This window comes from Ruegeria atlantica (assembly GCF_001458195.1).
GTDB lineage: Bacteria > Pseudomonadota > Alphaproteobacteria > Rhodobacterales > Rhodobacteraceae > Ruegeria > Ruegeria atlantica.
Map to the genome: position 1 here is coordinate 65,715 of NZ_CYPU01000073.1, position 26,979 is coordinate 92,693.

Sequence of the window (26,979 nt, forward strand, 5' to 3'; positions counted from 1 at the left end):
TCGAAACAAACAAACCGGAAACTTGAGGATAAGAGCTTTGCCGTAATCGGTGTCAAATTCAAGGTCTTTGAAGGGGACTGGTTGGCATTTGCCTCTAATCTTTCAAAAATGAACCTATTGTTTCAAAATGTGACGAAGTGATGACGCTCAATTCGAAAACCAGCCTGTTGCAGGACCTGTTCGAACTCCTTGTGGTGCGGAGACGACTCATCAGGAAGCCGAATCCGCTTGCCGGATGTCAGAACCAGAGAAACGCGCACCGAGAAATCCCAACGCGTGTCAAAGCGAACATAATCAACGTCCGAACGATCAATTTCGGCCTCACGAGTGCCGGTAAACCAGCGCAGTTTGTTTTGATCAAGAACCAGCCCTGCGCTGGTGTTCTGAGCAATATCCCAAATGGCCGGTAACGTTGGCAGCGCCAACAGCACCACCAGCCACCATGCCGCGTCGAACAGGATCACAAGTGCCAACAAGGCCGCATAAACGCAGATCAGGACACCGACAGTGCGCGGTGCCCGGTTCTGACGCGTAAATTCGAATTCCGTCATGCGTTGAGAATGCGAGAGACCATTTCGGTCGTGTCGCGTGACAGGTCAGGCGTTTCTGCGATGCGGGTCAACTGTGCGCGGATCAGGTCCTGACGGTTCGCGTCATAGCGTTTCCAGGTCTGGAAGGCCGAACACATCCGCGCCGTAGTCTGCGGGTTGACCGGGTCCAGTTTGTTCAGCCAGTCGGCCAGCAACGCATAACCCGCACCATCTGCGCGGTGGAAACCGGCGTGGTTCATGGCCAATGCACCCATTACCGCCCGGAACCGGTTGGGGTTTTTCCAGTTGAAATCGGCGTGCTCGGTCAGGGTGCGGGCGATGTCTGCCGTGGTCGCTGGCGAGGCCATCCCGACCTGAAGGGCAAACCATTTGTCCATCACCAGACGGTCGTGCTGCCATTGTTCGTAGAACGCAGAAAGCTCGGCCTCACCCTTGCTTGCGCGCAGCAGGCAGGACAGGGCGCTCAGTTGCTGTGTCATGTTGCCAGCCGCCGCGTATTGCTCGGCTGCCATTGCCGCACCATCAAGCCGTGACGTCAGGGCCAGTGCGGCATTGCCAAGCGAACGTTTGCCGGCTTGGTCTGCATCGGGACTGTATGGTGCCTCGATTAAGGTTTCGCTGTGCAATCGCGGTAGCAGGTCCTGAACGTGCTGGGCTGTTGCCTGCCGCAGTGTCTCTACCGCTGTCCAGATCGCCATCGGGTCAGGAGTTTCGCCCCGGTCGGACAACGCCGCCGCCAGCTCGGATTGCGAAGGCAGACCCAGCATCAGGGCGCGATACGCCGGGTCCAGATCGCCGTCGCGGAGAACGGCCAACACCCCGTCGAGGTAATCCGCGCCCGGCGTTGCGTCTTCCAGGATCATTCGCAACAGCGTGTCCTGCGCCAAAGACCGTCCCGCCTGCCACCGATTGAAAGGATCGGTGTCGTGGGCCAGAAGGAAGGCGCGTTCGGCGTCAGTGTGATCGTGCTCAAGGATCACAGGGGCCGAGAAATCTCGCAGGATCGAGGCCACAGGTTTTGCCGCCAGCCCGGTGAATTGGAAGCTTTGTTCCGCCTCGGTCAGTTCCAGAATCTCGGTTGCGCGCACCTCGTCCCCGTTTTGGCCAAGCAGACCTACAGCGACGGGGATCACTTGCGGCAGCTTTTCAGATTGCCCAGGTGTTTCTTCGGTGTGCTGCGCCAATGTCAGCGTATATGTGCCGTCATTCCAATCTTCGCTCACTGTCACACGCGGCGTGCCAGATTGGCTATACCAGCGCTTGAATTGGCTCAGATCGCGGCCGGTGGTGTCCTCAAACACCTTGATCCAGTCTTCAATGGTGCAGGCCTGCCCATCGTGACGATCGAAATACAAATCCAAAGCCTTTGAGTAGGCCTCATCACCAACCAAACGTTTCAGCATGCCGATGACCTCGGCACCTTTTTCGTAGACGGTCGCGGTGTAGAAGTTGTTGATTTCCTGAAAACTCTCGGGCCGGACGGGATGCGACAAGGGCCCGTTATCTTCGGGGAATTGCCGCGCGCGCAGGTCGATGGCGTCCTCAATTCGCTTTACCGGGGCCGAGCGCATGTCCGAGGTGAACTGCGCATCCCGGAAAACGGTCAGCCCTTCTTTCAGGCACAGTTGGAACCAGTCGCGGCAGGTGATCCGGTTGCCGGTCCAATTGTGGAAATACTCATGCGCGATGATCGCTTCGATCCGTTCAAAATTGGCGTCGGTCGAGGTTTCAGGGCTGGCCAGAACAGCGGATGAGTTGAAGATGTTCAACCCCTTGTTCTCCATCGCGCCCATGTTGAAATCGTCCACGGCCACAATGTTGAACACGTCCAGATCGTATTCCCGACCATAGACGTCTTCGTCCCATTTCATGGACTTCTTCAGTGCTTCCATACCGAAATCGCATTTGCCTTCGTCACCGGGGCGAACCCAGAGGTTCAGCTCCACATCGCGACCCGACATGGTGGTGAACTGGCCGGGATGGGCGATCAGCTCGCCCACGACCAGCGCGAACAGGTAAGCGGGTTTGGGCCACGGGTCGGTCCATTCTGACCAGCCTTCACCTTTGCCCGAGGGGTTGCCGTTGGACAGCAGTACAGGAAGGTCGCCGTTGATGCGCACGGTAAAGGTGGACATTACATCGGGGCGGTCGGGGTAGAAGGTGATCTTGCGAAACCCTTCCGCCTCGCACTGGGTGCAGTACATGCCGTTCGACATATATAGCCCTTCGAGGGCCGTGTTGTTTCCCGGGTCGATCTCAACCTCGGCCTCCCAGATAAATGGCGCGTCGGGGGCGGCAACGGTCAGGCCCTTGTCGGTAATCTCGGCGGTGATATCCGCACCGTCGATGGATGCGCGGATCAGCTTGAGGTCTTCGCCGTGCAGGAAGAACGTCTTGTCGCTGGCCTCCAGGTTCGGGCGAAATGCAATGCGAGAGGTGACGCGGGTTGCGTGGGCGGCGAGGTCGAACGTCAGGTGCACGCTGTCCACCAGATAACCAAAGGGTGTGTAGTCTTTCAGATAGATCGTCGTAGGGGCAACGTCGCGCATCAAGGGCCTCGCGTGATTTTGTGTTTGCGCGAACGTATGGGCTGTGGCGGTTGGCTGCAAGCGGTGCGATCCGCGCGTCGGAATGTCCCAAAAATTGATTTTGGTAAGTCTTTTTTGACCGCGACGCTGCGGCGCACGTTGCCTATCGGAAACTTTCGTCCTAAATGCTGACGGCATACAGTCGTGCACATTCCCGGGAGAAACAAAATGAGCAGCAGACAGGCGCGCAGCGGATTGCAGGTGGACAGGGTTCTGGCCGAGTTCATCGAAGGCCAAGCCCTGCCGGGAACCGGTGTCACAGCAGATGCCTTCTGGGATGGTCTTGCGCGCATGGTCGCCGAGCTTGGCCCCAGGAACCGCGCCTTTCTGGCCAAGCGGCAGGACATTCAGGGCAAGGTCGATGCATGGCATCTTGAGCGCCAAGGGCAGGACCACGACGCCGAGGCCTATCAGGCCTTCCTGCACGAGATCGGCTATCTGGTTGAGGAAGGCGCGGATTTCCAGATTGAAACCGCCAATGTCGACCCCGAGATCGCCTCGATCCCCGGACCGCAGCTTGTTGTTCCGATTACCAATGCGCGATTTGCACTGAACGCAGCCAATGCACGTTGGGGCAGCCTTTACGATGCGCTTTACGGAACGGATGCGATGGGTGATCTGCCCGCGGCTGACGGCTACGACGCAGCGCGGGGCGCGCGGGTGATTGCATGGGCCAAAGGGTTCTTGGATGACGCTGTGCCGCTGGCTTTCGGGTCATGGGCTGATGTCTCAGATCTGAGCGTACAGGACGGCGCGCTGATGCCAACTCTGGCCAATCCTAAACAATTTGTAGGTTACGACGGAGATCCAGGCAAACCGGATGCGGTACTGCTCTGCAACAACGGGCTGCACATTCAGATCAGGATCGACGGACACAGCGCTATCGGGGCCACTGATCCGGCGCATATTGCTGATATGCGTCTGGAATCGGCCTTGTCGACCATCATGGATTGCGAGGATTCGGTCGCTTGCGTCGATGCCACTGACAAGGTGGTGGCATATGGCAACTGGCTTGGGTTGATGAAGGGTGACCTGACCGAAGAGGTGAACAAGGGCAACACGACCTTCACCCGCAAACTTGCCAAGGACCTGAGCTTTACAATGGCATCCGGTGAGACAGGCAGCTTGAAGGGTCGTTCGCTGATGCTGATCCGCAACGTCGGGCATTTGATGACAAACCCTGCTGTGTTGGATGAACAGGGCAATGAGATCGGCGAAGGGTTGATGGATGCACTCTGCACAACGCTGATTGCCATGCACGATCTTAAGCGAGACGGCGGAAATTCGGTCCAAGGCTCGGTCTATGTGGTGAAACCCAAAATGCACGGCCCGAAAGAAGTCGCGTTCTCGGTCGAGATTTTTGACATGGTCGAAGACATCCTTGGCCTGCCGCGCAATACCGTGAAGCTGGGCATCATGGATGAAGAACGCCGCACGTCGGTCAACCTCAAAGAATGCATCCGCGCTGCGAAATCGCGGGTGGCCTTCATCAACACCGGTTTTCTTGACCGGACTGGGGATGAGATTCACACTTCGATCGAAGCTGGGCCAATGCTTCCCAAGGGCGACATCAAGAACACGCCTTGGATTGCGTCTTATGAAGATCGCAACGTAGATATTGGTTTGGCCTGTGGCCTGAAGGGCAAGGCGCAGATTGGTAAGGGTATGTGGGCGATGCCCGACCAGATGGGCGATATGCTGGAGCAGAAGATCGGCCACCCGAAATCCGGCGCGACGTGCGCCTGGGTGCCGTCGCCGACAGCTGCGACATTGCACGCGACGCATTATCACAAGGTTGACGTGCTGGCCCGCCAGGATGAACTGGCTGCCGGTGGCGCGCGGGGGACGCTGGGGGATTTGCTGACCATTCCGTTGCTGGGCGGTCGAAACCTCAGCGAGGACGAGATCACCCGCGAGATCGAGAACAACGCGCAGGGCATTCTTGGATACGTGGTGCGTTGGGTTGATCAGGGTGTTGGCTGTTCGAAGGTGCCGGATATCAACGATGTCGGTCTGATGGAGGATCGCGCGACATGCCGGATTTCATCTCAGGCGCTGGCCAACTGGTTGCACCATGAAGTTGTCTCGGAAGGGCAGGTCATGGCCGCTATGCAAAAAATGGCCGCAGTGGTGGATCGCCAGAACGAAAATGACGCAGACTATCGCCCGTCGGCACCCGGTTTCGACGGAATTGCTTTCCAAGCGGCCTGTGATCTGGTCTTCAAGGGGCGTGTGCAACCCTCGGGCTATACCGAGCCGGTCCTGCATGCTCGCCGTCTGGAACTGAAAGCCAGCCTTTAAACCATCAGGAACGATAGGACACGACATGGGAGTTTCCCTCCGCAAAGCCCGCACCATCATCCGAAAGACCCTTGAGAAGGGGCACGAAATGGAGCTGAAACCCCTTTCCGTCGTCGTTCTTGATGCAGGCGGACATGTTATTGCGTTTGAACGCGAAGACGGCGCGTCCCCCGGTCGGTTCGCGATTGCGCATGGCAAGGCATATGGCTCGGTGATGCTTGGCCTGGCTGGCACAGCGCAGATGCAGCGGGCCGAGGCGCAGGCCTATTTCATGGCAGCTGTGAATGGCGTCTATGGCGGGCAGGTCGTTCCGGTCCCGGGTGGTGTGTTGCTGCGCGACAAAAAGGGCGCAGTGATCGGTGCGGTCGGCGTGACCGGCGATACGTCTGACAATGATGCCGCAGCGGCATTGGCCGGGATCGAAACTGCCGGCCTGATTGGCGAGATCTGAACCTGATGACTGTCGGAGAGCCATTTGGGCTCTCTGACCCAATGCGATGTTCGTGCACAGCCACAAAAACGGGCAATGGCCAAATTACCAGACAAAGCGCGTTCATATTTCATCATGTGCACAGTTGAACAAGAGCTTGCGCTGACACGCAGGGCCTGTGCTATTGCGCGCTGTTCTTGCGGTCGATAGTTTTTGGAAAGCAAACAGAAAACGCAGGAACGCAGCATGTCTCGACCCGTCGTCGGTATCATCGGCAACTCGTACTTGATGAATGATCAATATCCGACCCATGCCGGTGGCACGATGAACTCAGACGCGGTTGCCAATGTGTCAGACTGTCTGCCGCTGCTGATCCCAGCCGATCCGCGCTATGTCTCGGTCGATGAGCTGCTTGAGGTCTGCGACGGATTTCTGCTGACCGGCGGGCGCCCGAATGTCCACCCCGAGGAATACGGCGAGTCCGCGACCGAGGCCCATGGCGAGTTCGACCGGGCGCGCGATGCTATTACCCTGCCGCTGGTGCGATCCTGTGTAGAGCGTGGGCAGCCCTTCTTTGGCATCTGTCGAGGGTTCCAAGAGGTCAACGTGGCGATGGGCGGGACACTGTACCCGGAAATTCGCGATCTGCCGGGTCGGATGAACCACCGCATGCCGCCCGATGGGACTCTGGAAGAGAAATTTGCCCTGCGACATGTCGTTGCGCTGAACGAAGGCGGTGTATTCCACCGCTTGATGGGCGCGACCGAAGTGATGACGAACACGTTGCACGGACAGGGGATCAAATCGGTTGGGCGTCGGGTTGTGATTGATGGTCAAGCCCCCGATGGAACGCCCGAGGCGATATACATTCAGGACGCGCCCGGATACACGTTGTCAGTGCAATGGCACCCGGAATGGGACGCCGAAAATGATCCCGTGTCCCGCCCTTTATTCAAAGCGTTCGGTGCTGCTGTACATGCATGGGCAACCGGCTCGGATAGGGCGCTGGTCCAACAATCCGCGTAAGTCCTGCGCCGATCCGAGAGAGAGGGTCCGGACCGGCGCAGCGCGATCAAACCAGCAGATTGAACTGATTGATCAAAGGCAGGGTGCGCGCGCGCTCACCCGTCAGGTCAAAAAGGGCATTGCCAAGGGCCGGCATAGACGGGGGTGTCCCCGGTTCGCCAGCGCCACCCATGTGGTGGTTGGTTTCCAGAATTTTCACTTCGGTCACCGGCGCATTGTGCATCCGCAGAGCGTCGTAGTCGGGGAAGTTGTACTGTTCGACCTCACCGTCCGAGAATGTGATCTCACCCATCACGGCCGCCGACAGGCCATAGATCATGCCACCGAACATCTGCGACTCGACTGTGCCGGGGTCCAGTGCCAGACCGACGTCACAGGCGATCCAGGCTTTGGCGATACGGATAGTGCCGTCCTCATCGACGACCTCAATCACCTGAGCGACCGGCGTGCCAAAGCTATAGGTCATCGCCACACCGCGGCCGACACCGTCAGGGGTTTCTCCGGTCCAGCCGGACATCTCTTTCACGGCCTGTAGGCAGCCTGCCGATGGTGCGTGATCGGCCTTGGCCAATTCCAAGCGGAACTCCAGCGGGTCTCGACCTGCGGCATGGGCCACCTCGTCCATGAATGTCTCGTGAAAGAATCCATTGTGGCTGTTCCCGACTGAACGCCAGAAGCCGACGGGAATATCCAGATCGGCGATGTGCCCGCTCATGCGATAGTTGGGCACCGCGTAGGGTTGGTTAAAGAATCCTTCGACCAGCACTTTGTCAGGGCCGCCAGCCGGCAAGCCGGTATAGCGCTGAACCGCTTGTTGCGTGCAGGATTGCGCTGCGACCTTGCCGTCAATCAGAACGGCTTGGCCGTCTTTGACCGCACCGCGCATACGGGCCATCGCACCGGGGCGGTAGTAGTCGTGGCGCATGTCCTCTTCACGGCTCCAGGTGGTTTGGACGGGAACGCCGGGCATGGCCATCGCGACCTTTGTGGCGATCTCGCCAAAGTCCAGCTCACCCCGGCGGCCAAACCCTCCGCCCAGATAGGTGGTGTGAATTTGGACGGCTTCTTTGTCCAGGTTGGCCGTGTTGGCCGCGCGTATCTGGACAAGAGTCGGGGCCTGATTGCCGCACCACAGTTCCAGCGCCGAGCCTGTGAACAGCGCGGTGGCGTTCATCGGCTCCATTGTAGAATGGGCCAGATAGGGCACCGTATATTCGACCGTGATTTCGGTGGCGCCGTCGGGCAGAGTGTCAACGTCGCCGTCATCGCGCATGGTCGAATTGGGTGACGCGTCGAAGGATTTCGCGATTTCCGCAAATACAGCATCAGTTTCAGGTGGGTAGGGGGCGTCGCCCCAATCCACGTCAATTGCCTCGACGGCCTGAATGGCCAGCCACGTGTTGCTGGCAATCACAGCCACGCCATTGCCCAGATCAACCACCTTTTCCACGCCCGGCATCTGCTCGGCTGCGCTGGCATCAAAACCCTTCATCTCGCCGCCCAGCTTGGGATTGATCCGGACCGAGGCAAATTTCAGACCCTCGGGGCGGACATCGATCCCGAACTCAGCCGTTCCGGTGGATTTGCCGACCACATCCACACGCGGCAAGCTCCGCCCCAGCAAGCGCCAGTTGGACGGGTCGCGCAGTTCGACTTCCGGCGGTTCAATCTGGCCGGCAGCCTCGGCAAGCTCAGTATAAGGAATGCGCGTCCCGTCCGGCGCGACTACAGCACCATTCTCGGTTTTCAGTTGAGCACGATCCACGCCCAGACGGTCGGCAGCGGCCTGTTTCAGCGTTTCGCGCGCGGTCGCACCCGCTTCGCGCATACGCTCGAAGCCATCTTTCATCGAGGTCGAACCACCGGTCACCTGCAAGCTCAGCGTCCTGCCAAGAACGCCCAGAGCCTCCCCCAGATTGTGCTGGAAGTCCGAGATGTCATAACCCTTGTTCGGCAATCCCTCACCAACCAGGGCCGAGTTGTAATAGGCCGCTGCCGCGGGGCCGTGCAGAACGCGGATCTGGTCTAGTTCCACATCCAGTTCTTCGGCGATCAAGGCTGCCCAAGTGGTCCTGACGCCTTGCCCCATCTCGGCGCGAGGGGCGAACAGGGTGACGCCTTGCTGATCAATCAGAACAAAGGGGCTGAGCGCGGTTTCGCCCTTAGCGGGTTTGAGCGGATTGGCGGCAGGACGGCTGACGTAATAGGCACCGAATGCCACGCCGCCGACAATCGCGGCCGAGCCGATCAGGAACGTACGACGGAGAATTTTTCCAACAGATGCCATCGTTTATGCCTCTTTCAGCTTGGATGCCGCGTCGTGAATTGCAGCGCGGATGCGGGGGTAGGTGCCACAGCGGCACAAATTGCCCTGCATGGCATCGTCGATATCGGTATCCGAAGGCGCAGGGTTCTCGGCCAGCAGCGCTGCGGCCTGCATGATCTGGCCCGACTGGCAGTAGCCGCATTGCGCCACCTGATGATCGACCCAGGCCTGCTGAATCGCGGCCATCGCGTCCGGGGTGCCAATGCCTTCAATCGTGGTCACATCGCCCCAGACATCGGACAGGGCCACTTGGCACGAACGCACAGCCTCGCCGTCAATGTGCACGGTGCACGCCCCGCAAGCGGCCACGCCGCAGCCGAATTTGGTGCCAGTCAAGCCGACCTCATCCCGTAGAACCCAAAGCAGGGGGACGTCATCGGGCAGGTCAACCTGATGTTGCTTTCCGTTGATCTTTAGGGCGGTCGCCATGGCGCACCTCTCGTAGCTGTGGCTGGTTTCTGACATAATTGATTAAAAGTGTCAGTGTGTCAATTGACAAAATGAACAGAAACTGTCACCAGTTCAAGGATGGCAGACGTAGCAGACGATAAACGGCAACAGGCGATCCTAGACTCGGCGTTTCGGGCTTTTGCGACTTATGGATTCCGCAAGACCTCGATGGACGACATAGCGCAGGGCGCAGGGATGTCCCGTCCGGCGGTGTATCTGCATTTCAAGAATAAAGAGGCGATCGTCACTAAACTAACCGAACTCTACTATGCAGCGAAAAGCGTTGCAGTGGCCGCGGCGCTGACCAAACCGGGCTCAGTTTCGGACGTTTTCAAGGGCGCGGTTCAAGCCCAAACCGAGGGGATGGCAACCATCCTTGCATCCCCCCATGGGCTGGAAATGTTGGATACGACCAAGTCCATGTCCTCAGAAATCATATCGCGGGGCGAGGCTGAGCTGGCGCGCCTATACGCCGAGTGGCTGTCGCGCGAGGATCAGGCCGGGCGAGTCAGGTTGCAGGCGGAGGCAGACGAGACGGCCAAAACGATAACGGCCACTCTGAAAGGGCTGAAGGCAAGCGCTATTGGCGCGGAAGAATATGAAACCCGAGTTGCCCAGTTTGCCGCTCTGGTAGGAGCCGGGCTAGAAGTCAGGTAACGCGCTGGCGCACCTTGAATTCTGGTGCGTCCCACAGGCGGTTTTGCATGATGTCCGCCAAGATTTCGACTGCATTTTCGACATCCAGCTCATCAATGTACAGCGGCGCGAATCCGAACCGCATGGCATCAGGAGCGCGAAAATCTCCGATAACGCCCCTCGCGGCCAGTGCCTGCATGACAGCATAGGCTTCGGTAAACTGGAACGAAATATGGCTACCGCGCTGAAGCGGATCGCGCGGGCTAATCAGTTTTAGTTCGGGGCATTCAGCCTCGACCCGGGTGACAAATAGTTCGGTCAGTTCGATTGATTTGGCCCGCACATCAGTCATGTCCGCCATTTCCCAGATATCTATTGCCGTAGACAGCGCCGTCATCTGGATGATGGGCGGAGTGCCGACCCGCATCCTTTCGATTCCGCTGCCGGGGCGATAGTCCAAGTCAAAAGCAAAGGGCGCCTCGTGACCCAGCCATCCCGACAGGGCTGGGCGCACCTGTTCTGACAGACTCGGAGCGACATAAATGAAGCCGGGTGAGCCAGGGCCGCCATTAAGGTATTTGTATGTACATCCCACGGCGAAATCCGCGTTGCATCCAGACAGATCCACAGGAACAGCTCCGGCTGAATGGGCCAGATCCCAAACTGTTACAACGCCATTGGCATGGGCCAGTTCGGTCAGTGCTTTCATGTCATGCATGCGCCCGGTGCGGTAGTCGACCTCGGTAAGCATCAGCACTGCAACGTCCTCGTTGATGTGCAAGGCGACATCCTCGGAGTCAACCACGCGCAACTCATAGCCTGGTCCCCGCGACCGCAGCAGCCCGTCAGCCATGTAGAGATCGGAAGGAAAGTTTCCGTTATCTGACAGCACCACTTTGCGATCCGGATTCAGTTCCAGCGCAGAGGCGACGGCTTGATAAACTTTGATCGACAACGTGTCGCCGACCATAACACTGCCTGGTGTCCCGCCGATCAGCCGACCGATGCGGTCGCCCAACTCGGTCGGGAGTGCCATCCAGCCCGCCTTGTTCCAGCTAGTACTCAGCATTTGACCCCACTCACTCTGAAGCATCTCTCCGACGCGGGCCTGAGCCGCTTTTGGTAAAGGGCCCAATGAGTTCCCGTGCAGATACAGAACACCTTCGGGCAGATCGAACATGGCTTTTGTGGCGGCAAAATCGGTCATCATAATCCTGTGAACATCGTCGGTACCAGTCAGTTGAAATGGCTATCTGATCCAAAAGCGGCTGTCCATCATCGAAGCGCTTGACCGCAACCTGATAAGGCCAAGCGATGGTTGTTCGTTTGCGACCAACTGTGATTTTGCTATTTCCGGCGAAAAGCGGTAGGTCATCGGGCAAAAGCGACACTTTGTCCCGCTCGGATATGAAAGATTGCCTGACATGCGAAAAATCGACGTCCCTCCGGTGTGGTTGCTGGGCTTTGCGGTGCTGGCATGGCTGCAGGCGCGGCATATGCCGATGGGGCTGTCGCTCGACAATGCGTTTGTCGATTTGCTCAGCGGTGTTCTGATCGGGGGCGGAGTTATCCTGATCGTCCTGGCTGCAGCCGAGTTTCGCCGACATCGCACCACGATCATTCCGCATGAAACGCCTACATCGCTGGTGCAATCGGGGATCTTCAAGCGTAGCCGAAACCCCATATACGTTGGCGATGTGCTGATCTTGGCCGGCCTGATCCTGCGGTTTGATGCGATTGCATCCCTGGTTTTGATTCCGATTTTCGTGTGGCTTTTGGAACGTCGTTTCATCATGCCCGAAGAGGACCGTTTACGCAAAACTTTTCGCGCCGACTTTGCCCGATATGAACGCCAAACCCGCCGATGGATATGAGGTGATGTGGTAATGACACAACGTAATAATGCTGCGCTTGCGAAATAATGTTGCGCAGGATACACCTTTGTTTAACAAACAATACCGACCACCCGCTCGGTCAGAGTGAAAATTAGGGGGACTGCCAGTGAAGATAGGCACACCGAGAGAGACTTATGACGGTGAGAACCGTGTTGGGATGACGCCTGAGTCGGCGTTGCAGCTTCAGAAGTTGGGCTATGAATGTCTGATTGAGAAGGGTGCTGGTGCTGCGGCAGGGTTTTCGGATGCGTCGTATGAGGCAGCGGGGGTTGAGGTCGTCAAGACGGCTGCGTCGCTGTGGAAGCAGGCCGACATTGTTGCCAAGGTGCGTCAACCGAACGAGGCTGAGCTGAAGCGTCTGACCAAGGGTAAGACGTTGATTTCCTTCTTCAACCCTGCGGGCAACGAAGAGGGGATGGAGGCGGCCAAGGCCAAGGGTGCCAATGTTGTCGCCATGGAAATGGTGCCGCGGATCAGCCGCGCGCAGAAGATGGACGCGCTGTCGTCGATGGCCAATATCGCCGGTTACCGCGCGGTGATCGAGGCGGGCAACAACTTTGGCCGTTTTTTCACCGGTCAGGTGACGGCTGCCGGTAAGGTTCCGCCTGCGAAGGTGCTGATCGTTGGGGCCGGTGTGGCTGGCCTGGCGGCCATCGGCACCTCGACCTCGCTGGGCGCGATCACTTACGCGTTCGACGTGCGCCCCGAAGTGGCCGAACAGGTCGAATCGATGGGGGCCGAGTTCGTCTATCTGGATTTCAGTGAAGACCAGCAGGACGGTGCCGCCAGCGGCGGTTATGCCAGCGTTCAATCCGAGGAATTCCGCGAGGCGCAGCTTGCCAAGTTCCGTGAATTGGCGCCCGAGATAGACATCGTGATCACCACCGCGCTGATCCCGAACCGCGAAGCGCCCGAGCTTTGGACCAAGGATATGGTCGAGGCGATGAAGCCGGGCTCGGTCATTGTTGACCTTGCGGCGGAAAAGGGCGGCAACTGCAAGCTGACCGTGGCGGATGAGAAGATCGTGACCGACAATGGCGTGACCATCATCGGCTATACCGACTTCCCCAGCCGGATGGCGGCGCAGTCCTCGTCTTTGTACGCGACCAACATCCGTCACATGATGACCGACCTGACGCCTGAAAAGGACGGTCAGATCAATCACGACATGGAAGATGACGTGATCCGCGGTGCGACTGTGACATTTGAAGGCGACATCACCTTCCCGCCGCCGCCACCCAAGGTGCAGGCGATCGCGGCGCAGAAGAAACCGGAAGTCAAGGAACTGACCCCGGAAGAGAAAAAGGCGCAGGAGGTTGCGGCCTTCAAGGCGCAGACCAAACAGCAGTTCACCCTGCTGGGTGTTGGTGGCGCGCTGATGCTGTTGGTGGGGCTGATCGCCCCGGCCAGCTTCATGCAGCACTTCATCGTCTTTGTGCTGGCCATTTTTGTGGGCTTCCAAGTGATCTGGGGCGTCGCGCACAGCCTGCACACACCGCTGATGGCGATCACCAACGCGATCTCGTCGATCATCATCGTTGGCGCTGTGATGCAGATCGGGTCGGGATCGTTCCTGGTCATTCTGCTGGCGGCGCTGTCCATCTTCATGGCCGGGATCAACATCTTCGGCGGCTTCCTCGTAACCCGACGCATGCTCGCCATGTTCCAGAAATCTTAAGGAGGCCGGGCACATGGAATTTGGCTTCACTACTGCCGCCTACGTTGTTGCGGCTGTTCTGTTCATCCTTTCGCTCGGCGGTTTGTCGAACCAGGAAAGCGCCAAGCGCGCGGTCTGGTATGGCATCGTCGGTATGGCGCTGGCGGTCTTCGCCACGCTGGTTGGTCCCGGTTCGGGTCTGTGGCTGCTGTCGCTGCTGTTGATCGCGGGCGGTGGTCTGATCGGTCAGTACGTCGCACAGCGCGTGCAGATGACCGAGATGCCGCAGTTGGTGGCCGCGATGCACTCGCTGGTCGGTCTGGCGGCTGTGTTCGTCGGATACAACGCGCATTTTGAAGTTCTGAACGTCGCCGAGGTGATGGCGGTCTCGGATGCATCGAAAGAAGTTCTGTACACGGGCCTCGGAGGGTTTGCCAAACTGATCGCCAAGAAAACCCCGGCGGAATTGTCGATCCTGCATGTCGAACTGTTCCTGGGCGTCTTCATCGGTGCGATCACCTTTACCGGGTCGGTCGTGGCCTATGGCAAGCTGGCGGGCAAAGTGACGTCTGCGGCAACCAAGCTGCCGGGCGGTCATGCGCTGAACGCGGCGGCGGCAGGTCTCTCGCTGATCTGTCTGATCTGGTACACCGCATCAGGCGGCTTCTTCCCGCTGTTCCTGATGACGCTGGCGGCGCTGTTCATCGGCTATCACCTGATCATGGGTATCGGCGGTGCCGACATGCCGGTGGTTGTGTCGATGCTGAACAGCTACTCGGGCTGGGCGGCAGCGGCGATTGGCTTCAGTCTCGGCAACGACCTGCTGATCGTGGTTGGTGCTCTGGTGGGCTCGTCGGGCGCGATCCTGTCCTACATCATGTGTAAGGCGATGAACCGTCACTTTGTCAGCGTGATCCTGGGCGGCTTTGGTGGCCCACAGGGTGAACAGATGGCGGTTGAGGGCGAGCAGATCGCCATCGAGGCCGACGGCGTGGCTGCGGCCCTGAACGACGCTGACAGCGTTGTCATCATCCCCGGCTACGGCATGGCCGTGGCGCAGGCACAGCAATCGGTCAGCGAACTGGTCCGCAAGCTGCGCGCCAAGGGCAAGAATGTACGCTTTGCGATCCACCCGGTTGCGGGTCGTCTGCCGGGCCACATGAACGTGCTGCTGGCCGAGGCGAAGGTGCCATACGACATCGTGCTTGAGATGGACGAGATCAACGACGACTTCCCCGAAACGGATGTGGCCATCGTCATCGGCTCAAACGACATCGTGAACCCTGCGGCGCAGGAAGACCCCAACAGCCCCATTGCCGGCATGCCGGTTCTGGAATGCTGGAAGGCCAAGCAGGTCTTCGTGTCCAAACGCGGTCAGGGCACCGGGTACTCGGGCATCGAAAACCCGCTGTTCTTCAAAGAAAACACCCGCATGTTCTACGGGGACGCAAAGGCAAGCCTCGACAAACTACTGCCTATGATCGACTAAACCGGGTCAGGATAACTTTCGGAAAGGCGCCCCAGCGGGCGCCTTTTCTGTTTTTGGTGTATCCTGATTTGAAAAGGAGGTGCCCGATGGAAAAAGTGAACGGTATAGGCGGCGTGTTCTTTCGCGCTCGTGATCCCGAGGCCCTGAGCGCGTGGTATGAAATGCATCTGGGCGTAAATCACTATATCCCGGAGCCATGGAAACAGCGCGAGGGTTACACAGTCTTCGCCCCCTTTGCGCAGGACACCGCGTACTTCGGAAGATCCGAGCAGCAGTGGATGATCAATTTTCGTGTCGATGATCTGGAGGCCCTGATAGCTCAGCTTGAGGCCGCTGGGATCGAAGTTGAAACAAACGCAGAGTGGGACAGTGAGGTTGGCAAGTTCGCGCGCATCCATGACCCAGAGGGCAACCCGATCGAGCTGTGGCAGCCAAATCAATGAGATAGCGGGTTTGTATACCGTAGTATCCCTGTAAGTATATGAAATAAAAAGAGAATTGATGAAATTTTAAGGTGTCGTATAGTGCCTCGGACGAAACGGAGCCTGAGATGACGCCGATTGATGACCATCCACTGCGCTATGCGCTGGCCAATGAATTGCACGCCCGTCCGTTTCCGGTGGCGGCAATGCCCTGTACTGTGGTCTTTCTTGCGATCAAGAAGTCTGTCGCCGCCGTCGCACGGGACCGCCGCGAGGATCTGGATCACCTGATTGATCTTCTCGACCGCCACGGGGCGCAGCATCCGCAGCCGGACGCCACGCACTATGCCGGGCAAATTGGCCGCCATTGGTTGAAGTGGGAACAACATACCGAGTTCGTGACCTATACGGCCATCGCCCAGAACGTCAGCGAGCGTGCATTCAACCCGGCAGATTTTGAAGTTTTCCCCCCCGACTGGTTGATGGCCAGCCCCGGACAGAGGGTCACGTCGGCCATGGTGCGTGTTGTCGAACGCGAAGGCGACGAGGTGATCAAATCCAAGCTGTTGGATTGGTTCGAACCAGAAAGCCTGGCTGTTGCTCGGGTGCTGGATGACGCAGCTGTTTGTGCAAGTGATTTTCGTATCGATCCGGCAGGGCACATGCGGTTTGCGCTGTTTGTCGCGAATGGCACCGGTCGGCGCAGGACGGGACGGATCGTCCAGCGTTTGTGTGAGATCGAGACCTACAAGGCAATGTCCATGCTGGGTTTTGCGCGGGTCAAACAACTGATGCCTCGCATTGGAAAACTGGATGAAAAGCTGACGCGCCTGATGGGGCAGATGACCGACAATTCTGCCCAGCCCGACGAGTTGCTGCAGGACTTGCTGTCTACCTCGATTGAACTGGAAACTTTGGCGGCGCAGTGTTCGTTTCGGTTCGGAGCCACAGGCGCCTATGAGGCCATCGTAAATCAGCGGATTGAGGTCCTGCGCGAAGAGCGTTTTGAAGGCGGTCAGAACTTTGCGGACTTTATGATGCGCCGATACGACCCGGCGATCCGCACGGTGAAATCCACGGAACGTCGCCTGCAAGCCCTGTCTGATCGGGCCATCCGTGCAGGGGAATTGCTGCGAACCCGCGTCGATGTTGAGCGCAGCGCGCAGAATCAGGCCCTGTTGGAAAGCATGGATCGCCGCGCCGATCTGGCGCTGCGTCTGCAGCACACGGTCGAGGGGCTTTCCGTGGTCGCGATCAGCTATTACGCCGTATCGCTGGTCAGCTATCTGCTCTACCCCCTGACGGGTGCCGAGATCAGTAAAGGGATGTTAAGCGCAGCGGTGACGATTCCGGTTGTCTTGGCGGTATGGTTTGCCGTTCGTAGGATTCGAAAGCGGTTGGAGTAGATCCGTTTTGCCTTTGGACCCGCGCGCTGTACAACAAACGCGTTTGACACCTGGGTCGGGGAATTCTCTGTGATTGGTATCGTGTCGGCGTGGCGGGCAGTGGCCGCCATGTTCATATTGAATGGCGCATTGTTCGGCATCTGGGCATCGCGAATTCCAGCGGTTCGGGACAAACTGGACCTGACGCATGAGACACTGGGATATGGCCTTTTGTTCATGGCGGCGGGCGCTGTGTGTTCTTTTCCAATCACCGGCCAGCTAACCGACAGGTTCGGAGCGGTGGTCCTGACGCGGTACATTGCCGTTCTCTATACGGTTTCTTTGATCCTTCTGGCCCTCGCGGGCAGCTTCTGGTCGCTTGCGGCTTTTTTGTTTGTATTCGGGGCTTTCCACGGCTCGATGGATGTGGCGATGAACGCCTGGGCGGCGGAGGTTGAGCAGGCGTACAAGAAACCCGTGATGTCATCCTTCCACGCAATGTGGAGCCTTGGGGCAGGGTTGGGCGCCCTCAGCGGATTTGCAGCAGTGCAGATGGGGCTGACGGTGATCCAGCATTTCCTGTTGGCCGGTGGGGTCGTCGTTGGGCTGGCATTGGCACTGGCTTGTGTGCGGTGGGAATCGCGCCGCGCGACCGTGTCCGGAGGCAAGGTTTTTGCATTACCATCAGGCGCATTGATCCTTGTGGGCTTCACCGCTTTGTGCGGAGCTTTAGGGGAAGGCGCGGTAGCGGATTGGAGTGCGATTTTCCTGCGGGATGTGACCGACGCCGCCGAAAGCATCGCGGCATTGGGCTATGCGGTATTCTCCGTGGCCATGGTTGCATTCCGCTTGGCAGGCGGATTTGTCATCGCGCGCTTTGGACCGGTCGCGACAGCGCGATTTGGCGGGGCTTGCGCCGCTTTGGGTGTGTTCTGTGTTGTGTCCGCTGCCGAGGCAGGGCTGGCATTGGCAGGTTTTGCGATGATGGGGATCGGGTACGCGGTAATCATGCCGTTGGCGTTCAGCCGGGCGGCAAGTGATCCCAACGTGCCGCCGGGGCAGGCGATCGCCAGCGTCGCCACGCTGGGCTACGGAGGCCTGTTGATTGGCCCACCGCTTATTGGGTTTCTCGCAGAGATGCTTACATTGAGCATAGCATTCACGGCGCTATTGCCGCTGGCCGTATTCATTGTCCTTTTGGCGGGTTCGTTGCGACCTGCCGAAACAGATTGAAGTCATGGCGGGGCCATAGCGGAGCAATAGGCCGGAAAACCAACAGTTAGGAGACCAACATGCCGATCAAAAACCGGTTCGCCGAGTTGCAGGGTGAAATCACCGAGTGGCGACGCGATATTCACGAAAACCCGGAAATCTTGTTCGAAACCCACCGCACCAGTGCTTTGGTCGCAGACAGGTTGCGGGACTTTGGCTGTGATGAAGTGGTGACGGGCATCGGCCGTACCGGAGTTGTCGGCGTCATCAAGGGCAAGACGGACACAAGAGGCAAGGTGATCGGGCTGCGGGCGGATATGGATGCGCTGCCGATCCACGAGGCGACCGGGCTGGGCTATGCTTCAAAAACCGACGGCGCGATGCACGCCTGCGGCCATGACGGGCATACGGCGATGTTGTTGGGGGCCGCGAAATACCTGTCCGAGACGCGCAATTTTGACGGCACTGTGATCGTGATCTTTCAACCCGCCGAAGAAGGCGGCGGCGGTGGGCGCGAGATGTGCGAAGACGGCATGATGGACCGCTGGGGCATTCAGGAGGTCTATGGCATGCATAACTGGCCAGGGCGCCCAGTGGGCAGCTTCGCTATTCGGCCTGGGGCCTTTTTTGCGGCAACAGATCAATTCGATATCACTTTCGAAGGCAAAGGCGGGCACGCCGCCAAACCTCATGAAACGGTCGACACCACCGTAATGGCTGCTCAGGCCGTTTTGGCGCTGCAAACCATTGCATCGCGCAATGCCGACCCGATTGATCGCCTTGTGGTCTCGGTCACGTCGTTTGAGACGTCGTCAAATGCGTTCAATGTGATCCCCCAATCGGTGAAGATCAAAGGGACCGTGCGCACGATGAGCAAGGAAATGCGCGACTTGGCTGAAAAGCGCGTTCAGGAAATCTGCGCAGGTATCGCCACCACTTTTGGTGGTCAGGCCGATGTGACCTATTACCGGGGTTATCCGGTGATGGTAAACAGCGACGAGCAGACCGATTTTGCAGCGGATGTCGCGCGCTCGGTGTCTGGAAACTGTGACGAAGCGCCCTTGATCATGGGCGGTGAAGACTTTGCCTTTATGTTGGAAGAACGGCCCGGAGCGTACATCCTGGTTGGCAATGGCGATACAGCGGCTGTGCATCATCCCGAATATAATTTTAACGACGAGGCGATTCCGGCTGGATGCAGCTGGTGGGCCGGGATCGTGGAACAACGGATGCCCGCGGCCTGATGAAGGCATTGGGAGGCGAGGGGCCAGCCCCTCGCTTCCCTGGGATATTTATGGCCAGATGAAGGTGGACCCTTGCTGCGTCAGGCGAGGTTGAGTGTATCGCACAAGGTATTGATCACATCGTCCAACGCGGATTTCTGGTTGTTTACGCAGGATTTCGCGCCAGCCCGCGCTTTGTCGAGCGCGGTGTCGTCTGACACCCAATTCGCAACGGCATCCGCGAGTTGCGGAGCGGAATTGACCTCGGTCGCGCCACCGCTTTCGATCAGTGGCGCGAAGGTTTCCGCAAAATTGAAGTACCCCGGACCAGTGATCACAGCGGCACCGGCCTGTGCGGGCTCAAACGGGTTGTGACCGCCGATTTCCTTGAGCGAGCCGCCCAAGAACACGATAGGGCACAATGCGTACCATGTGCCGGTTTCGCCCAGTGTGTCAGCAACGTAAACTTGAGTCTGCGGCGCGATCTTGTCGCCCTTAGTGCGGAAGGCGGCGGACTGCCCGGCGGACTCGAGCAGATCTGCAACCTCTGACCGTCGTTCGGGGTGCCGAGGGATCAGCAGAAGCAGCAGATCGGGCCAGCGTTGCAACAGCTTGGCATGCGCGGCCAGAACCGTTTCCTCCTCACCTGCATGGGTCGAACTGGCGATCCAGACCGGGCGGTCGGCGATTTGAGCGCGGATATCGCTCAGCGTGGTCCGATCGACCGGCAGCGGGTCCGACATGGCTTTGAGGTTGGTGCCGGGCTGTACCCGATCGGGGCGTGCGCCCATGTCGATAAGATTTGCTGCAGTCTTGTCATTCTGGGTTAGGAACAGTGTGAAATGGTCCAGAATAAATCGCGCGGTTTTGGGTCGCTTCTTCCATCCCTCGACCGAGCGATCCGACAGGCGCGCGTTGAGCAGCGCCAGCAGAACCTCGCGCCGGGATGCTTCGATGATCAGGCGCGGCCAGATTTCACTTTCGACGAAAATGCCGGCGTCCGGGCGCCAGTGATCCAAAAAACGCTTCACCGGTCCGGCTGTGTCCAGTGGTGGGTATTGATGGCGTGCGCGCGGCGGCATTCGTTTCTCGATCAGCGCCGCCGAAGTTGGGGTTCCGGAAGTGATCAGAAACTCAGCCTTGGGCAGGCGTTCGCCCAGACGTTTGATGAGGCTGATGACCGACAGAGTTTCGCCAACGCTGGCGGCGTGGAACCAGATCAGCTGCCCATCCGGGCGGGTTTGCGTGGCGTGGCCAAGGCGTTCCTGCTGGCGCGTTTCGGGAACGCCCGCCGTCTGCAGCTTTTTGCGAACGGTGCGCCATGCCAGCGGGGCCGCAACGGAAGTCAGGCCGCAATACAGCTTGTACAGCAGCGTTGGCTGGTCGGGGTTGTTTGGCACTTTAGCCGCCCGTGTGGCTCATGTGGCGGCTCATCTGGCCGTCGACGGCTTGACGGGAATAGTCGAAATCATGCCCTTTGGGCTTGAGGGTGATCGCGGACCTGATTGCCTCTTCCATTGGTTTATCACTGTCGGGATGATCGCGCAGCGGGGCGCGCAGGTCGGCCATATCCTCTTGCCCAAGGCACATGTACAGCTCACCGGTGCAGGTCAGGCGCACGCGGTTGCAACTTTCGCAGAAGTTATGCGACAGCGGAGTGATAAAGCCGATTTTCTGGCCCGTATCCTCAAGCCGTACATAACGCGCAGGTCCACCAGTCCGTTCGGCCAGATCCGTGACGGAATAGTGTTTTTCATATTCCTTGCGCACATCTTCAAGAGACCAGTACTGGTCCAGGCGGTCTTCGTTTCCGATATCGCCCATGGGCATGACCTCAATCCAGGTCAGATCCATGTCACGCTCGGCACACCATTCAGTGATCTTTGGTAACTCGGGTTCATTGAACCCTTTCAAGGCGACCGCATTGATCTTGACCCGCAGACCCGCTTTCTGCGCGGCGTCGATTCCGTTCAGCACCTGTTTGAGGCGTCCCCAACGGGTTACCTTGGCAAATTTATCCTCGTCCAGCGTATCCAGCGATACGTTCACGCGACGCACACCTGCGGCGTAGAGATCATCGGCAAATCGGTGCAGTTGCGAACCATTGGTGGTCAGCGTCAACTCTTTCAGGGCGCCGCTGTTCAGGTGTCGGGTCATCGAATTGAAAAATGTCATGATATTGCGGCGCACCAGTGGCTCGCCGCCGGTGATGCGCAACTTTTCAACACCCATGTTCACAAAGGTCGAGCACATGCGGTCAAGCTCTTCCAGCGTCAGTAGGTCTTTCTTGGGCAGAAAGGTCATGTCCTCGGACATGCAATAGACGCAGCGGAAATCGCAGCGATCCGTGACGGATACGCGGAGATAGGTGATGGCACGTGCGAACGGGTCGATAAGCGGAGCTGTCATGCGACATAGGTAAAGCTGCAACCGCCCTGCGACAAGGGCGAACTGCGCTTTGCGCTGGAACAGATGCGCGCAGGGCGATAGGTTTGCGTCATGAGATATGCGCTTTTGGCTTTTTGTGTTCTGGTGGCGGGATGTGACACCGTTCGGTCGACCACCGATCGTGTCTTTGGTGGTGACAAGCCCCCTGAAGAGGCAGAACCAGCCGTTGTAGAAGAGGTGGTCGAGCCGCAACCTGTTGCCGTTGCCGCCACTGGTTGGCTCGGTCCAAAAACCACGATTGCCGGTCTGGGAGATCCCATAACACCTGGTCGATGGCTGGAAACGTCTTTGGTGGAGACTGAATTCACCGGGCGCGTGGTTGTACCGCGGACGGGCGCGCAGGCCTATATCACGCTGATTCCGGCATCCGGGCCAGCCGGGGGCGGCAGTCGCCTTTCGCTGGATGCGATGCGGGCCCTGCTGCTGCCATTTGATGAACTGGTTGAGCTGGAAGTTTATTCCAACTGACCTTTCAGATATTTACCGGCCTCTTTTCGCGCAAATGGCTTCATCGCGTCGCCATGTGTTTTCAAAAAGGCAATGACCCGGTCCGGGTCGTGCTTGGACAATTCGCGCAGCCACCAAGCGACGGCTTTTTGAATGAACCAGTCGCGATCGGGCACGTAGCCTGCAGCCCAACCCAGAATGCGGTCTCGGCATTGCAGGTCTTCCGGTTTGGGGTGGTTCTGTTTGGTCCAGGGCAGGGTCGCCACCAGCGCCGCGCGCCTGGTCCACATGTGGTCCGATTCTGTCCAGCTTTCCACCTGATCCAGCCGCGAAGGGTCGGCTGACAGGCGCTTTTGCATCGCCATGCAGGCGTGATCCGCCACAGCCCAGGCATCAAAATCCGGCAACCAGCTTTGCAGCAGGTCCCAAACGGCATCATCAGGTCGTATGCGTGCCTGTGTCAGTAGTTTTGCAGCGGCAAGGCGTCCTTCGTGGATATTGGTCTGCCACAACGCATCTGCCAATTCGACGCGCGCTGCCACATCCAACTCCTGTCGCCAGGTTTTGGTCAGATCATTCAGGATCGGGTTTGCCACGCCCAGATGGGTGCGGTCGGCCTTGTGGTAGGCCGCCATTTGTTCGGCGCGCTCGGGATCGGAATGGGCTTTGATCTGGTCCAGATAGGCTTCAAGCATCAATAAACTCAGGGTCGGGTGCGCGTGGGTTTGCCATCAATGGTCTGATGGTTCTTTTCAACCCAGTAGGATTGGATCTGCTCGTCGGACTTGCCATCGACCCATTTCTGCATCGTGTCGCGTTCGGACTGATATTCCATGAACGGCACGGCATAGCCGCACGAAGTCTGGACCACATCGATATCCAGATCATAGATCTGACGCGCGCTGCGGTGATCAGGGAAAAGGTCAGCCAATTCATCCCAGCCATCGTCCCCCACATGCAGCGTGCGCGCGGTGCCATAGGTTCTCAGGATCATGGGGCGGGTCGTGAACGAACACCACATCAGCGTCATGCGGTTCGCTTCAAGCAGATGACCGGCGGTTTCGTTGCCGCTGCCGGTCAGGTTCATCCAGGCAATCCGGTTCGGGCCAAGAATGCGAAGCGAATCCATGCCCTTGGGCGAGATGTTGACCCGTCCGTCGGGTGCCGCAGTGCCGACGAAGAACATGTGCTGTTCTTCGATGAATTTACGCTGCCCGTCGTCCAGTTCCGGAAATTGCTTGGCCATGTTTCACTCCACTGTAACCGATTTTGCCAGGTTGCGCGGCTGGTCTACATCCGTGCCTTTGGCCACCGCCGTGTGATAGGCCAGCAGTTGCGCCGGCACCGAGTAGAGGATCGGCGCCAGGCTGGGGTGGACATGCGGCATCCGGATGATGCTCCAGACGCCATCTTCAGCCTCGGCAATCCCGTCATCGTCCGAGACTAGAATAACCTTACCCTTGCGCGCCATCACCTCTTGCATGTTCGACACCGTTTTGTCGAACACGGCGTCGCGCGGGGCCATAACCACCACAGGCATGTTCTTGTCGATCAGGGCGATTGGTCCGTGCTTCAGCTCACCCGAAGCATAACCTTCGGCGTGGATATAGCTGATTTCCTTGAGCTTCAGCGCCCCCTCCATCGCCAGCGGATACATCAGGCCGCGACCCAGGAACAGAACGTCGCGGGCTTCGGACAGGCGCTGTGCGGACGTCTTGATGGCCGGATTCTGATCCAGCGCTGCATTCATCACCGTTGGCAGGCCGCGTAGCGCAGCATAGTGGTCGGCCAGCTCGTCGTCGGTCAGCGTACCACGATCCGCAGCCGCCTTGAGCGCCATCATCAGCAGAACGCTCAGTTGACACGTGAACGCCTTGGTCGAAGCCACGCCGATCTCAACGCCTGCATGGATGGGCAGGGATATATCGCTTTCGCGGGCGATCGAACTTTCGGGGACGTTGACGACCGAGACGATCTTGTCTGCATTGCCTTCGCAATAGCGCAGTGCCGCCAGAGTGTCGGCAGTTTCACCCGACTGACTAACGAACAGCGCCATCGTGCGCCCCGTGATCGGAGGTTCGCGATAGCGGAACTCGCTGGCGATATCGACCTCGACGGGCATTTGGGCCAATTGCTCGAACCAGTACTTCGCCGTCAGGCAGGCGTAAAATGCGGTACCGCAGGCCACCATGGTCAAACGATCCAGTTTGGTGAAATCCAAATCAGCGCCAGGCAGAACTACCTGATCACCACCACTTGGCAGGTATGACCGGATCGCGTCGGCAATCACGATGGGTTGTTGGGCAATTTCCTTGGCCATGAAGTGTTTATGGCCGTTCTTTTCGGTCTGTGTGTGGTCCAGTTTGATCTGGCGAGTCTCGCGATTAGCCAATTCACCGGCTTCGTTGCGGATTTCCAGAGAGGTCCGGGTCAGAACAGCCCGGTCGCCTTCCTCAAGATAGGTGATGCGATCCGTAAGCGGGGCCAGCGCAATGGCGTCTGAGCCCACGTACATCTCACCATCTCCGTGACCGATAGCCAAAGGTGATCCCTTGCGCGCGGCGACGATCAGATCGTCCTGACCGTCGAACAGAAAGGCCAGCGCAAACGCACCAACAAGCTGATCGATGGTCTTGAAGGCGGCCTCAACCGGCGACAGGCCTGTCTTCAGGTAATACTCCGTCATCAGGGCGACGGTTTCGGTGTCCGTCTCGGTCGCGAAACCGATGTCATGTTCGGCCAGTTCTGCCCGCAACTCACGATAGTTTTCGACGATACCATTATGAACAACCGCCACAGGGCCGGCCTGATGCGGGTGCGCGTTGGTCACCGACGGTACGCCATGGGTAGCCCAACGGGTATGACCAATACCGGATTTGCCGGGCAGCGGGTCGTGCACCAGCAGATCGCTCAGGTTGACCAACTTGCCGACCGCCCGACGACGTCCAAGCGTGCCACCATTGACCGTGGCAATCCCGGCGCTGTCATAGCCACGATATTCAAGACGTTTTAGCGCCTCGACCAAAGTTGGCGCGGCCTCATGCTCACCCAGTACACCTACAATTCCACACATAACTCAGGCTCCCTTGTTGCGGCGAGCCTTCTTCGCCTTCAACATCTCAAACAATTTGCGCGCATAGCCGGGCTTGTTGTCCTGCTTGGCACGTGCCACGGCCAGCGCGTCGGGTTCTACATCCCGCGTGACGACTGTACCTGTTGCGGTCATCGCGCCGTCACCAACAGAAACGGGGGCAACTAGCATAGTGTTGGAGCCGATAAAGACGTTCTCTCCGATGGTCGTCTGGTGCTTCATCACGCCGTCATAGTTACAGGTGATCGTACCCGCGCCGATATTGGTCGACGCTCCAACCGAGGCGTCGCCGACATAGCTGAGGTGGTTGACCTTAGCGCCTTCAGCGATCTGGGCATTCTTTGTCTCAACGAAATTGCCGATACGGGTGTTTTCGGCCAGTTCTGTACCTGGGCGCAGGCGTGCGTAGGGGCCGACGATGGCACCGCGGCTAACATGGCAGCCTTCCAGATGTGAGAATGCACGGATCGTCGCGCCGCTTTCGACGGTAACGCCGGGGCCGAAGACGACGTTGGGTTCGATCACCGTGTCTCGGCCTACGATCGTGTCAGCGGACAGATAAACCGTTTCGGGGGCCATCAGCGTCACGCCCAAAGCCAGTAACTCGTTACGCGCACGGGCCTGAAACTCGGCATCAGCCGCCGCCAGATCGGCCCGAGAGTCCACGCCCAGCGTTTCAGCCTCGTCGCATTTGATCGCTGTCGCTGACAGACCGCGCGCATTTGCTAGTACCACGATTTCGGTCAGGTAGTATTCACCCGAGGCGTTATCGTTGCCGACCGCGTCAATCAGTTCGAACAGTACTTTTGCGTTGCAGGCCAGTAATCCACTGTTGGTAAAGCGAATGGCGCGCTGTTCTTCGGTTGCGTCTTTGTATTCAACGATTTCGACCAGTTTTTCGCCATCCATGATCAATCGGCCATAGCGGGGCTGAACTTCGGCAATATCAAAGCCCAGCATGACCAGATCAAAGGATGCGCGCGCCTCAATCATACGCTCCAGTGTTCTGGGGTCGATAAAGGGCGTGTCGCCGTAAAGGACGATCACATCGCCATCGAAATCGGCAAGTGCATCCCGCGCCTGCGCAACTGCATGCGCTGTTCCAAGCTGTTCTTCCTGAACGACAATCTGCGCGGCTTCATCCTCGGAAGTGGCGGCTTTAGCAACCTCCTCAGAGCCGTGACCAGTGACAATAACGGTTCGTTCGGGTGACAGCACCGCACCGGCGCGCATCGCGTGCACCAACATCGGCGTTTGGGCAATCGGGTGCAAAACTTTTGGGGTATCCGAATTCATCCTGGTGCCTTTTCCGGCGGCAAGGATAACAAGGGCGATTGTCATAAAAACGATTTCTCTTTGTGTTTTGTTGCGGCCCGTTTTATCCGCTGAGTTCAAAGGCGCA

Annotated in this window: 23 protein-coding genes; 12 read left to right on the forward strand and 11 right to left on the reverse strand. The window is 58.5% G+C overall.

Features of this window, described 5'->3' with window-relative positions; all coding sequences use genetic code 11:
• Positions 1 to 122: 122 nt before the first annotated feature.
• A complete protein-coding gene (locus RUA4292_RS22320; protein ID WP_058279596.1) occupies positions 123 to 551 on the reverse strand; it encodes a hypothetical protein in 429 nt (142 codons plus the stop codon).
• Positions 548 to 3,100, reverse strand: coding sequence for an aminopeptidase N (gene pepN, locus RUA4292_RS22325; RefSeq protein ID WP_058279597.1), 2,553 nt, complete (start codon positions 3,098 to 3,100; stop codon positions 548 to 550). The genes RUA4292_RS22320 and pepN overlap by 4 nt, the downstream gene beginning before the upstream one ends.
• 207 nt (positions 3,101 to 3,307) lie before the next feature.
• Here pepN and RUA4292_RS22330 point away from each other — a divergent pair, with 207 nt between their 5' ends.
• The 3 genes from RUA4292_RS22330 (at position 3,308) to RUA4292_RS22340 (ending at position 6,896) form a co-directional block, all read left to right on the forward strand.
• Positions 3,308 to 5,440: a malate synthase G gene (locus RUA4292_RS22330; protein WP_058279598.1), complete on the forward strand. Its 2,133-nt coding sequence runs from the start codon at positions 3,308 to 3,310 to the stop codon at positions 5,438 to 5,440.
• Between the two features lie 25 nt (positions 5,441 to 5,465).
• Positions 5,466 to 5,891, forward strand: coding sequence for a GlcG/HbpS family heme-binding protein (locus tag RUA4292_RS22335; protein WP_058279599.1), 426 nt, complete (start codon positions 5,466 to 5,468; stop codon positions 5,889 to 5,891).
• Positions 5,892 to 6,116: 225 nt separating this feature from the next.
• Positions 6,117 to 6,896 (forward strand): gamma-glutamyl-gamma-aminobutyrate hydrolase family protein, encoded by a 780-nt coding sequence (locus RUA4292_RS22340; RefSeq protein ID WP_058279666.1) that lies wholly within the window; start codon positions 6,117 to 6,119, stop codon positions 6,894 to 6,896.
• A gap of 46 nt (positions 6,897 to 6,942) precedes the next feature.
• Here the strand turns inward: RUA4292_RS22340 and RUA4292_RS22345 are convergent, their stop codons facing one another.
• Together RUA4292_RS22345 and RUA4292_RS22350 are read right to left on the reverse strand one after the other, a co-directional pair.
• Entirely contained in the window at positions 6,943 to 9,183 is a 2,241-nt protein-coding gene (locus RUA4292_RS22345; RefSeq protein ID WP_058279600.1) for a xanthine dehydrogenase family protein molybdopterin-binding subunit, read from the reverse strand.
• 3 nt (positions 9,184 to 9,186) lie between these two features.
• Positions 9,187 to 9,651, reverse strand: coding sequence for a (2Fe-2S)-binding protein (locus RUA4292_RS22350; RefSeq protein WP_058279667.1), 465 nt, complete (start codon positions 9,649 to 9,651; stop codon positions 9,187 to 9,189).
• Between the two features lie 99 nt (positions 9,652 to 9,750).
• Here RUA4292_RS22350 and RUA4292_RS22355 point away from each other — a divergent pair, with 99 nt between their 5' ends.
• Complete coding sequence (locus RUA4292_RS22355; RefSeq protein ID WP_058279601.1) at positions 9,751 to 10,329, forward strand: TetR/AcrR family transcriptional regulator; 579 nt, start codon at positions 9,751 to 9,753, stop codon at positions 10,327 to 10,329.
• Here the strand turns inward: RUA4292_RS22355 and kynU are convergent.
• Positions 10,322 to 11,515 carry a kynureninase gene (kynU, locus tag RUA4292_RS22360; protein WP_058279668.1) on the reverse strand — a complete coding sequence of 398 codons (1,194 nt, stop codon included), beginning with the start codon at positions 11,513 to 11,515 and terminating at the stop codon, positions 10,322 to 10,324. The two genes, RUA4292_RS22355 and kynU, sit on opposite strands and share 8 nt — an antisense overlap.
• Positions 11,516 to 11,732: 217 nt before the next feature.
• Here kynU and RUA4292_RS22365 point away from each other — a divergent pair, with 217 nt between their 5' ends.
• The 7 genes from RUA4292_RS22365 (at position 11,733) to RUA4292_RS22395 (ending at position 19,612) form a co-directional block, all read left to right on the forward strand.
• Positions 11,733 to 12,182, forward strand: coding sequence for a methyltransferase family protein (locus RUA4292_RS22365; protein WP_058279602.1), 450 nt, complete (start codon positions 11,733 to 11,735; stop codon positions 12,180 to 12,182).
• Between the two features lie 127 nt (positions 12,183 to 12,309).
• Positions 12,310 to 13,881: a Re/Si-specific NAD(P)(+) transhydrogenase subunit alpha gene (locus tag RUA4292_RS22370; protein WP_058279603.1), complete on the forward strand. Its 1,572-nt coding sequence runs from the start codon at positions 12,310 to 12,312 to the stop codon at positions 13,879 to 13,881.
• Positions 13,882 to 13,894: 13 nt separating this feature from the next.
• Positions 13,895 to 15,349, forward strand: a complete 1,455-nt coding sequence (locus RUA4292_RS22375; RefSeq protein ID WP_058279604.1) for an NAD(P)(+) transhydrogenase (Re/Si-specific) subunit beta — start codon at positions 13,895 to 13,897, stop codon at positions 15,347 to 15,349.
• Positions 15,350 to 15,435: 86 nt separating this feature from the next.
• The gene (locus RUA4292_RS22380; RefSeq protein WP_058279605.1) at positions 15,436 to 15,792 is read left to right on the forward strand and encodes a VOC family protein; all 357 of its coding nucleotides are present in this window, start codon (positions 15,436 to 15,438) and stop codon (positions 15,790 to 15,792) included.
• Positions 15,793 to 15,899: 107 nt separating this feature from the next.
• Positions 15,900 to 17,177, forward strand: a complete 1,278-nt coding sequence (locus tag RUA4292_RS22385) for a DUF3422 family protein (protein ID WP_058279669.1) — start codon at positions 15,900 to 15,902, stop codon at positions 17,175 to 17,177.
• Positions 17,178 to 17,246: 69 nt separating this feature from the next.
• Positions 17,247 to 18,389: an MFS transporter gene (locus tag RUA4292_RS22390; protein WP_058279606.1), complete on the forward strand. Its 1,143-nt coding sequence runs from the start codon at positions 17,247 to 17,249 to the stop codon at positions 18,387 to 18,389.
• 59 nt (positions 18,390 to 18,448) lie between these two features.
• Positions 18,449 to 19,612, forward strand: a complete 1,164-nt coding sequence (locus RUA4292_RS22395) for a M20 aminoacylase family protein (RefSeq protein WP_058279607.1) — start codon at positions 18,449 to 18,451, stop codon at positions 19,610 to 19,612.
• 80 nt (positions 19,613 to 19,692) lie between these two features.
• Here the strand turns inward: RUA4292_RS22395 and RUA4292_RS22400 are convergent, their stop codons facing one another.
• A complete protein-coding gene (locus tag RUA4292_RS22400) occupies positions 19,693 to 20,991 on the reverse strand; it encodes a 3-deoxy-D-manno-octulosonic acid transferase (RefSeq protein ID WP_058279608.1) in 1,299 nt (432 codons plus the stop codon).
• Position 20,992: 1 nt separating this feature from the next.
• Complete coding sequence (moaA, locus tag RUA4292_RS22405) at positions 20,993 to 22,000, reverse strand: GTP 3',8-cyclase MoaA (RefSeq protein ID WP_058279609.1); 1,008 nt, start codon at positions 21,998 to 22,000, stop codon at positions 20,993 to 20,995.
• A 90-nt stretch (positions 22,001 to 22,090) separates the two neighbouring features.
• Here moaA and RUA4292_RS22410 point away from each other — a divergent pair, with 90 nt between their 5' ends.
• On the forward strand, positions 22,091 to 22,507 hold the full coding sequence (locus tag RUA4292_RS22410; protein WP_058279610.1) for a hypothetical protein: 417 nt from the start codon (positions 22,091 to 22,093) through the stop codon (positions 22,505 to 22,507).
• Here the strand turns inward: RUA4292_RS22410 and RUA4292_RS22415 are convergent.
• Genes RUA4292_RS22415 through glmU form a run of 4 tightly spaced genes read right to left on the reverse strand, consistent with a single transcriptional unit; the run spans position 22,495 to position 26,918 of the window.
• Entirely contained in the window at positions 22,495 to 23,181 is a 687-nt protein-coding gene (locus tag RUA4292_RS22415; protein ID WP_058279611.1) for a DNA alkylation repair protein, read from the reverse strand. The genes RUA4292_RS22410 and RUA4292_RS22415 overlap by 13 nt on opposite strands.
• Positions 23,182 to 23,189: 8 nt before the next feature.
• Positions 23,190 to 23,732, reverse strand: a complete 543-nt coding sequence (locus RUA4292_RS22420; RefSeq protein WP_058279612.1) for a pyridoxamine 5'-phosphate oxidase family protein — start codon at positions 23,730 to 23,732, stop codon at positions 23,190 to 23,192.
• Positions 23,733 to 23,735: 3 nt separating this feature from the next.
• A complete protein-coding gene (glmS, locus tag RUA4292_RS22425; protein WP_058279613.1) occupies positions 23,736 to 25,559 on the reverse strand; it encodes a glutamine--fructose-6-phosphate transaminase (isomerizing) in 1,824 nt (607 codons plus the stop codon).
• Positions 25,560 to 25,562: 3 nt separating this feature from the next.
• Positions 25,563 to 26,918, reverse strand: a complete 1,356-nt coding sequence (gene glmU / locus RUA4292_RS22430; protein WP_058279670.1) for a bifunctional UDP-N-acetylglucosamine diphosphorylase/glucosamine-1-phosphate N-acetyltransferase GlmU — start codon at positions 26,916 to 26,918, stop codon at positions 25,563 to 25,565.
• Positions 26,919 to 26,979 lie beyond the last annotated feature (61 nt).

Excerpts from the sequence above, each read along its gene's own strand:
- glmS (WP_058279613.1), bottom strand. The coding sequence starts at position 25,559 with ATGTGTGGAATTGTAGGTGTACTGGGTGAGCATGAGGCCGCGCCAACT.
- RUA4292_RS22320 (WP_058279596.1), bottom strand. The coding sequence starts at position 551 with ATGACGGAATTCGAATTTACGCGTCAGAACCGGGCACCGCGCACTGTC.
- RUA4292_RS22345 (WP_058279600.1), bottom strand. The coding sequence starts at position 9,183 with ATGGCATCTGTTGGAAAAATTCTCCGTCGTACGTTCCTGATCGGCTCG.
- RUA4292_RS22330 (WP_058279598.1), top strand. The coding sequence starts at position 3,308 with ATGAGCAGCAGACAGGCGCGCAGCGGATTGCAGGTGGACAGGGTTCTG.
- RUA4292_RS22410 (WP_058279610.1), top strand. The coding sequence starts at position 22,091 with ATGAGATATGCGCTTTTGGCTTTTTGTGTTCTGGTGGCGGGATGTGAC.
- RUA4292_RS22380 (WP_058279605.1), top strand. The coding sequence starts at position 15,436 with ATGGAAAAAGTGAACGGTATAGGCGGCGTGTTCTTTCGCGCTCGTGAT.
- RUA4292_RS22365 (WP_058279602.1), top strand. The coding sequence starts at position 11,733 with ATGCGAAAAATCGACGTCCCTCCGGTGTGGTTGCTGGGCTTTGCGGTG.
- RUA4292_RS22340 (WP_058279666.1), top strand. The coding sequence starts at position 6,117 with ATGTCTCGACCCGTCGTCGGTATCATCGGCAACTCGTACTTGATGAAT.
- RUA4292_RS22385 (WP_058279669.1), top strand. The coding sequence starts at position 15,900 with ATGACGCCGATTGATGACCATCCACTGCGCTATGCGCTGGCCAATGAA.
- RUA4292_RS22420 (WP_058279612.1), bottom strand. The coding sequence starts at position 23,732 with ATGGCCAAGCAATTTCCGGAACTGGACGACGGGCAGCGTAAATTCATC.
- kynU (WP_058279668.1), bottom strand. The coding sequence starts at position 11,515 with ATGACCGATTTTGCCGCCACAAAAGCCATGTTCGATCTGCCCGAAGGT.
- RUA4292_RS22375 (WP_058279604.1), top strand. The coding sequence starts at position 13,895 with ATGGAATTTGGCTTCACTACTGCCGCCTACGTTGTTGCGGCTGTTCTG.
- RUA4292_RS22395 (WP_058279607.1), top strand. The coding sequence starts at position 18,449 with ATGCCGATCAAAAACCGGTTCGCCGAGTTGCAGGGTGAAATCACCGAG.
- RUA4292_RS22350 (WP_058279667.1), bottom strand. The coding sequence starts at position 9,651 with ATGGCGACCGCCCTAAAGATCAACGGAAAGCAACATCAGGTTGACCTG.
- RUA4292_RS22335 (WP_058279599.1), top strand. The coding sequence starts at position 5,466 with ATGGGAGTTTCCCTCCGCAAAGCCCGCACCATCATCCGAAAGACCCTT.
- RUA4292_RS22415 (WP_058279611.1), bottom strand. The coding sequence starts at position 23,181 with ATGCTTGAAGCCTATCTGGACCAGATCAAAGCCCATTCCGATCCCGAG.
- RUA4292_RS22355 (WP_058279601.1), top strand. The coding sequence starts at position 9,751 with ATGGCAGACGTAGCAGACGATAAACGGCAACAGGCGATCCTAGACTCG.
- pepN (WP_058279597.1), bottom strand. The coding sequence starts at position 3,100 with ATGCGCGACGTTGCCCCTACGACGATCTATCTGAAAGACTACACACCC.
- moaA (WP_058279609.1), bottom strand. The coding sequence starts at position 22,000 with ATGACAGCTCCGCTTATCGACCCGTTCGCACGTGCCATCACCTATCTC.
- glmU (WP_058279670.1), bottom strand. The coding sequence starts at position 26,918 with ATGACAATCGCCCTTGTTATCCTTGCCGCCGGAAAAGGCACCAGGATG.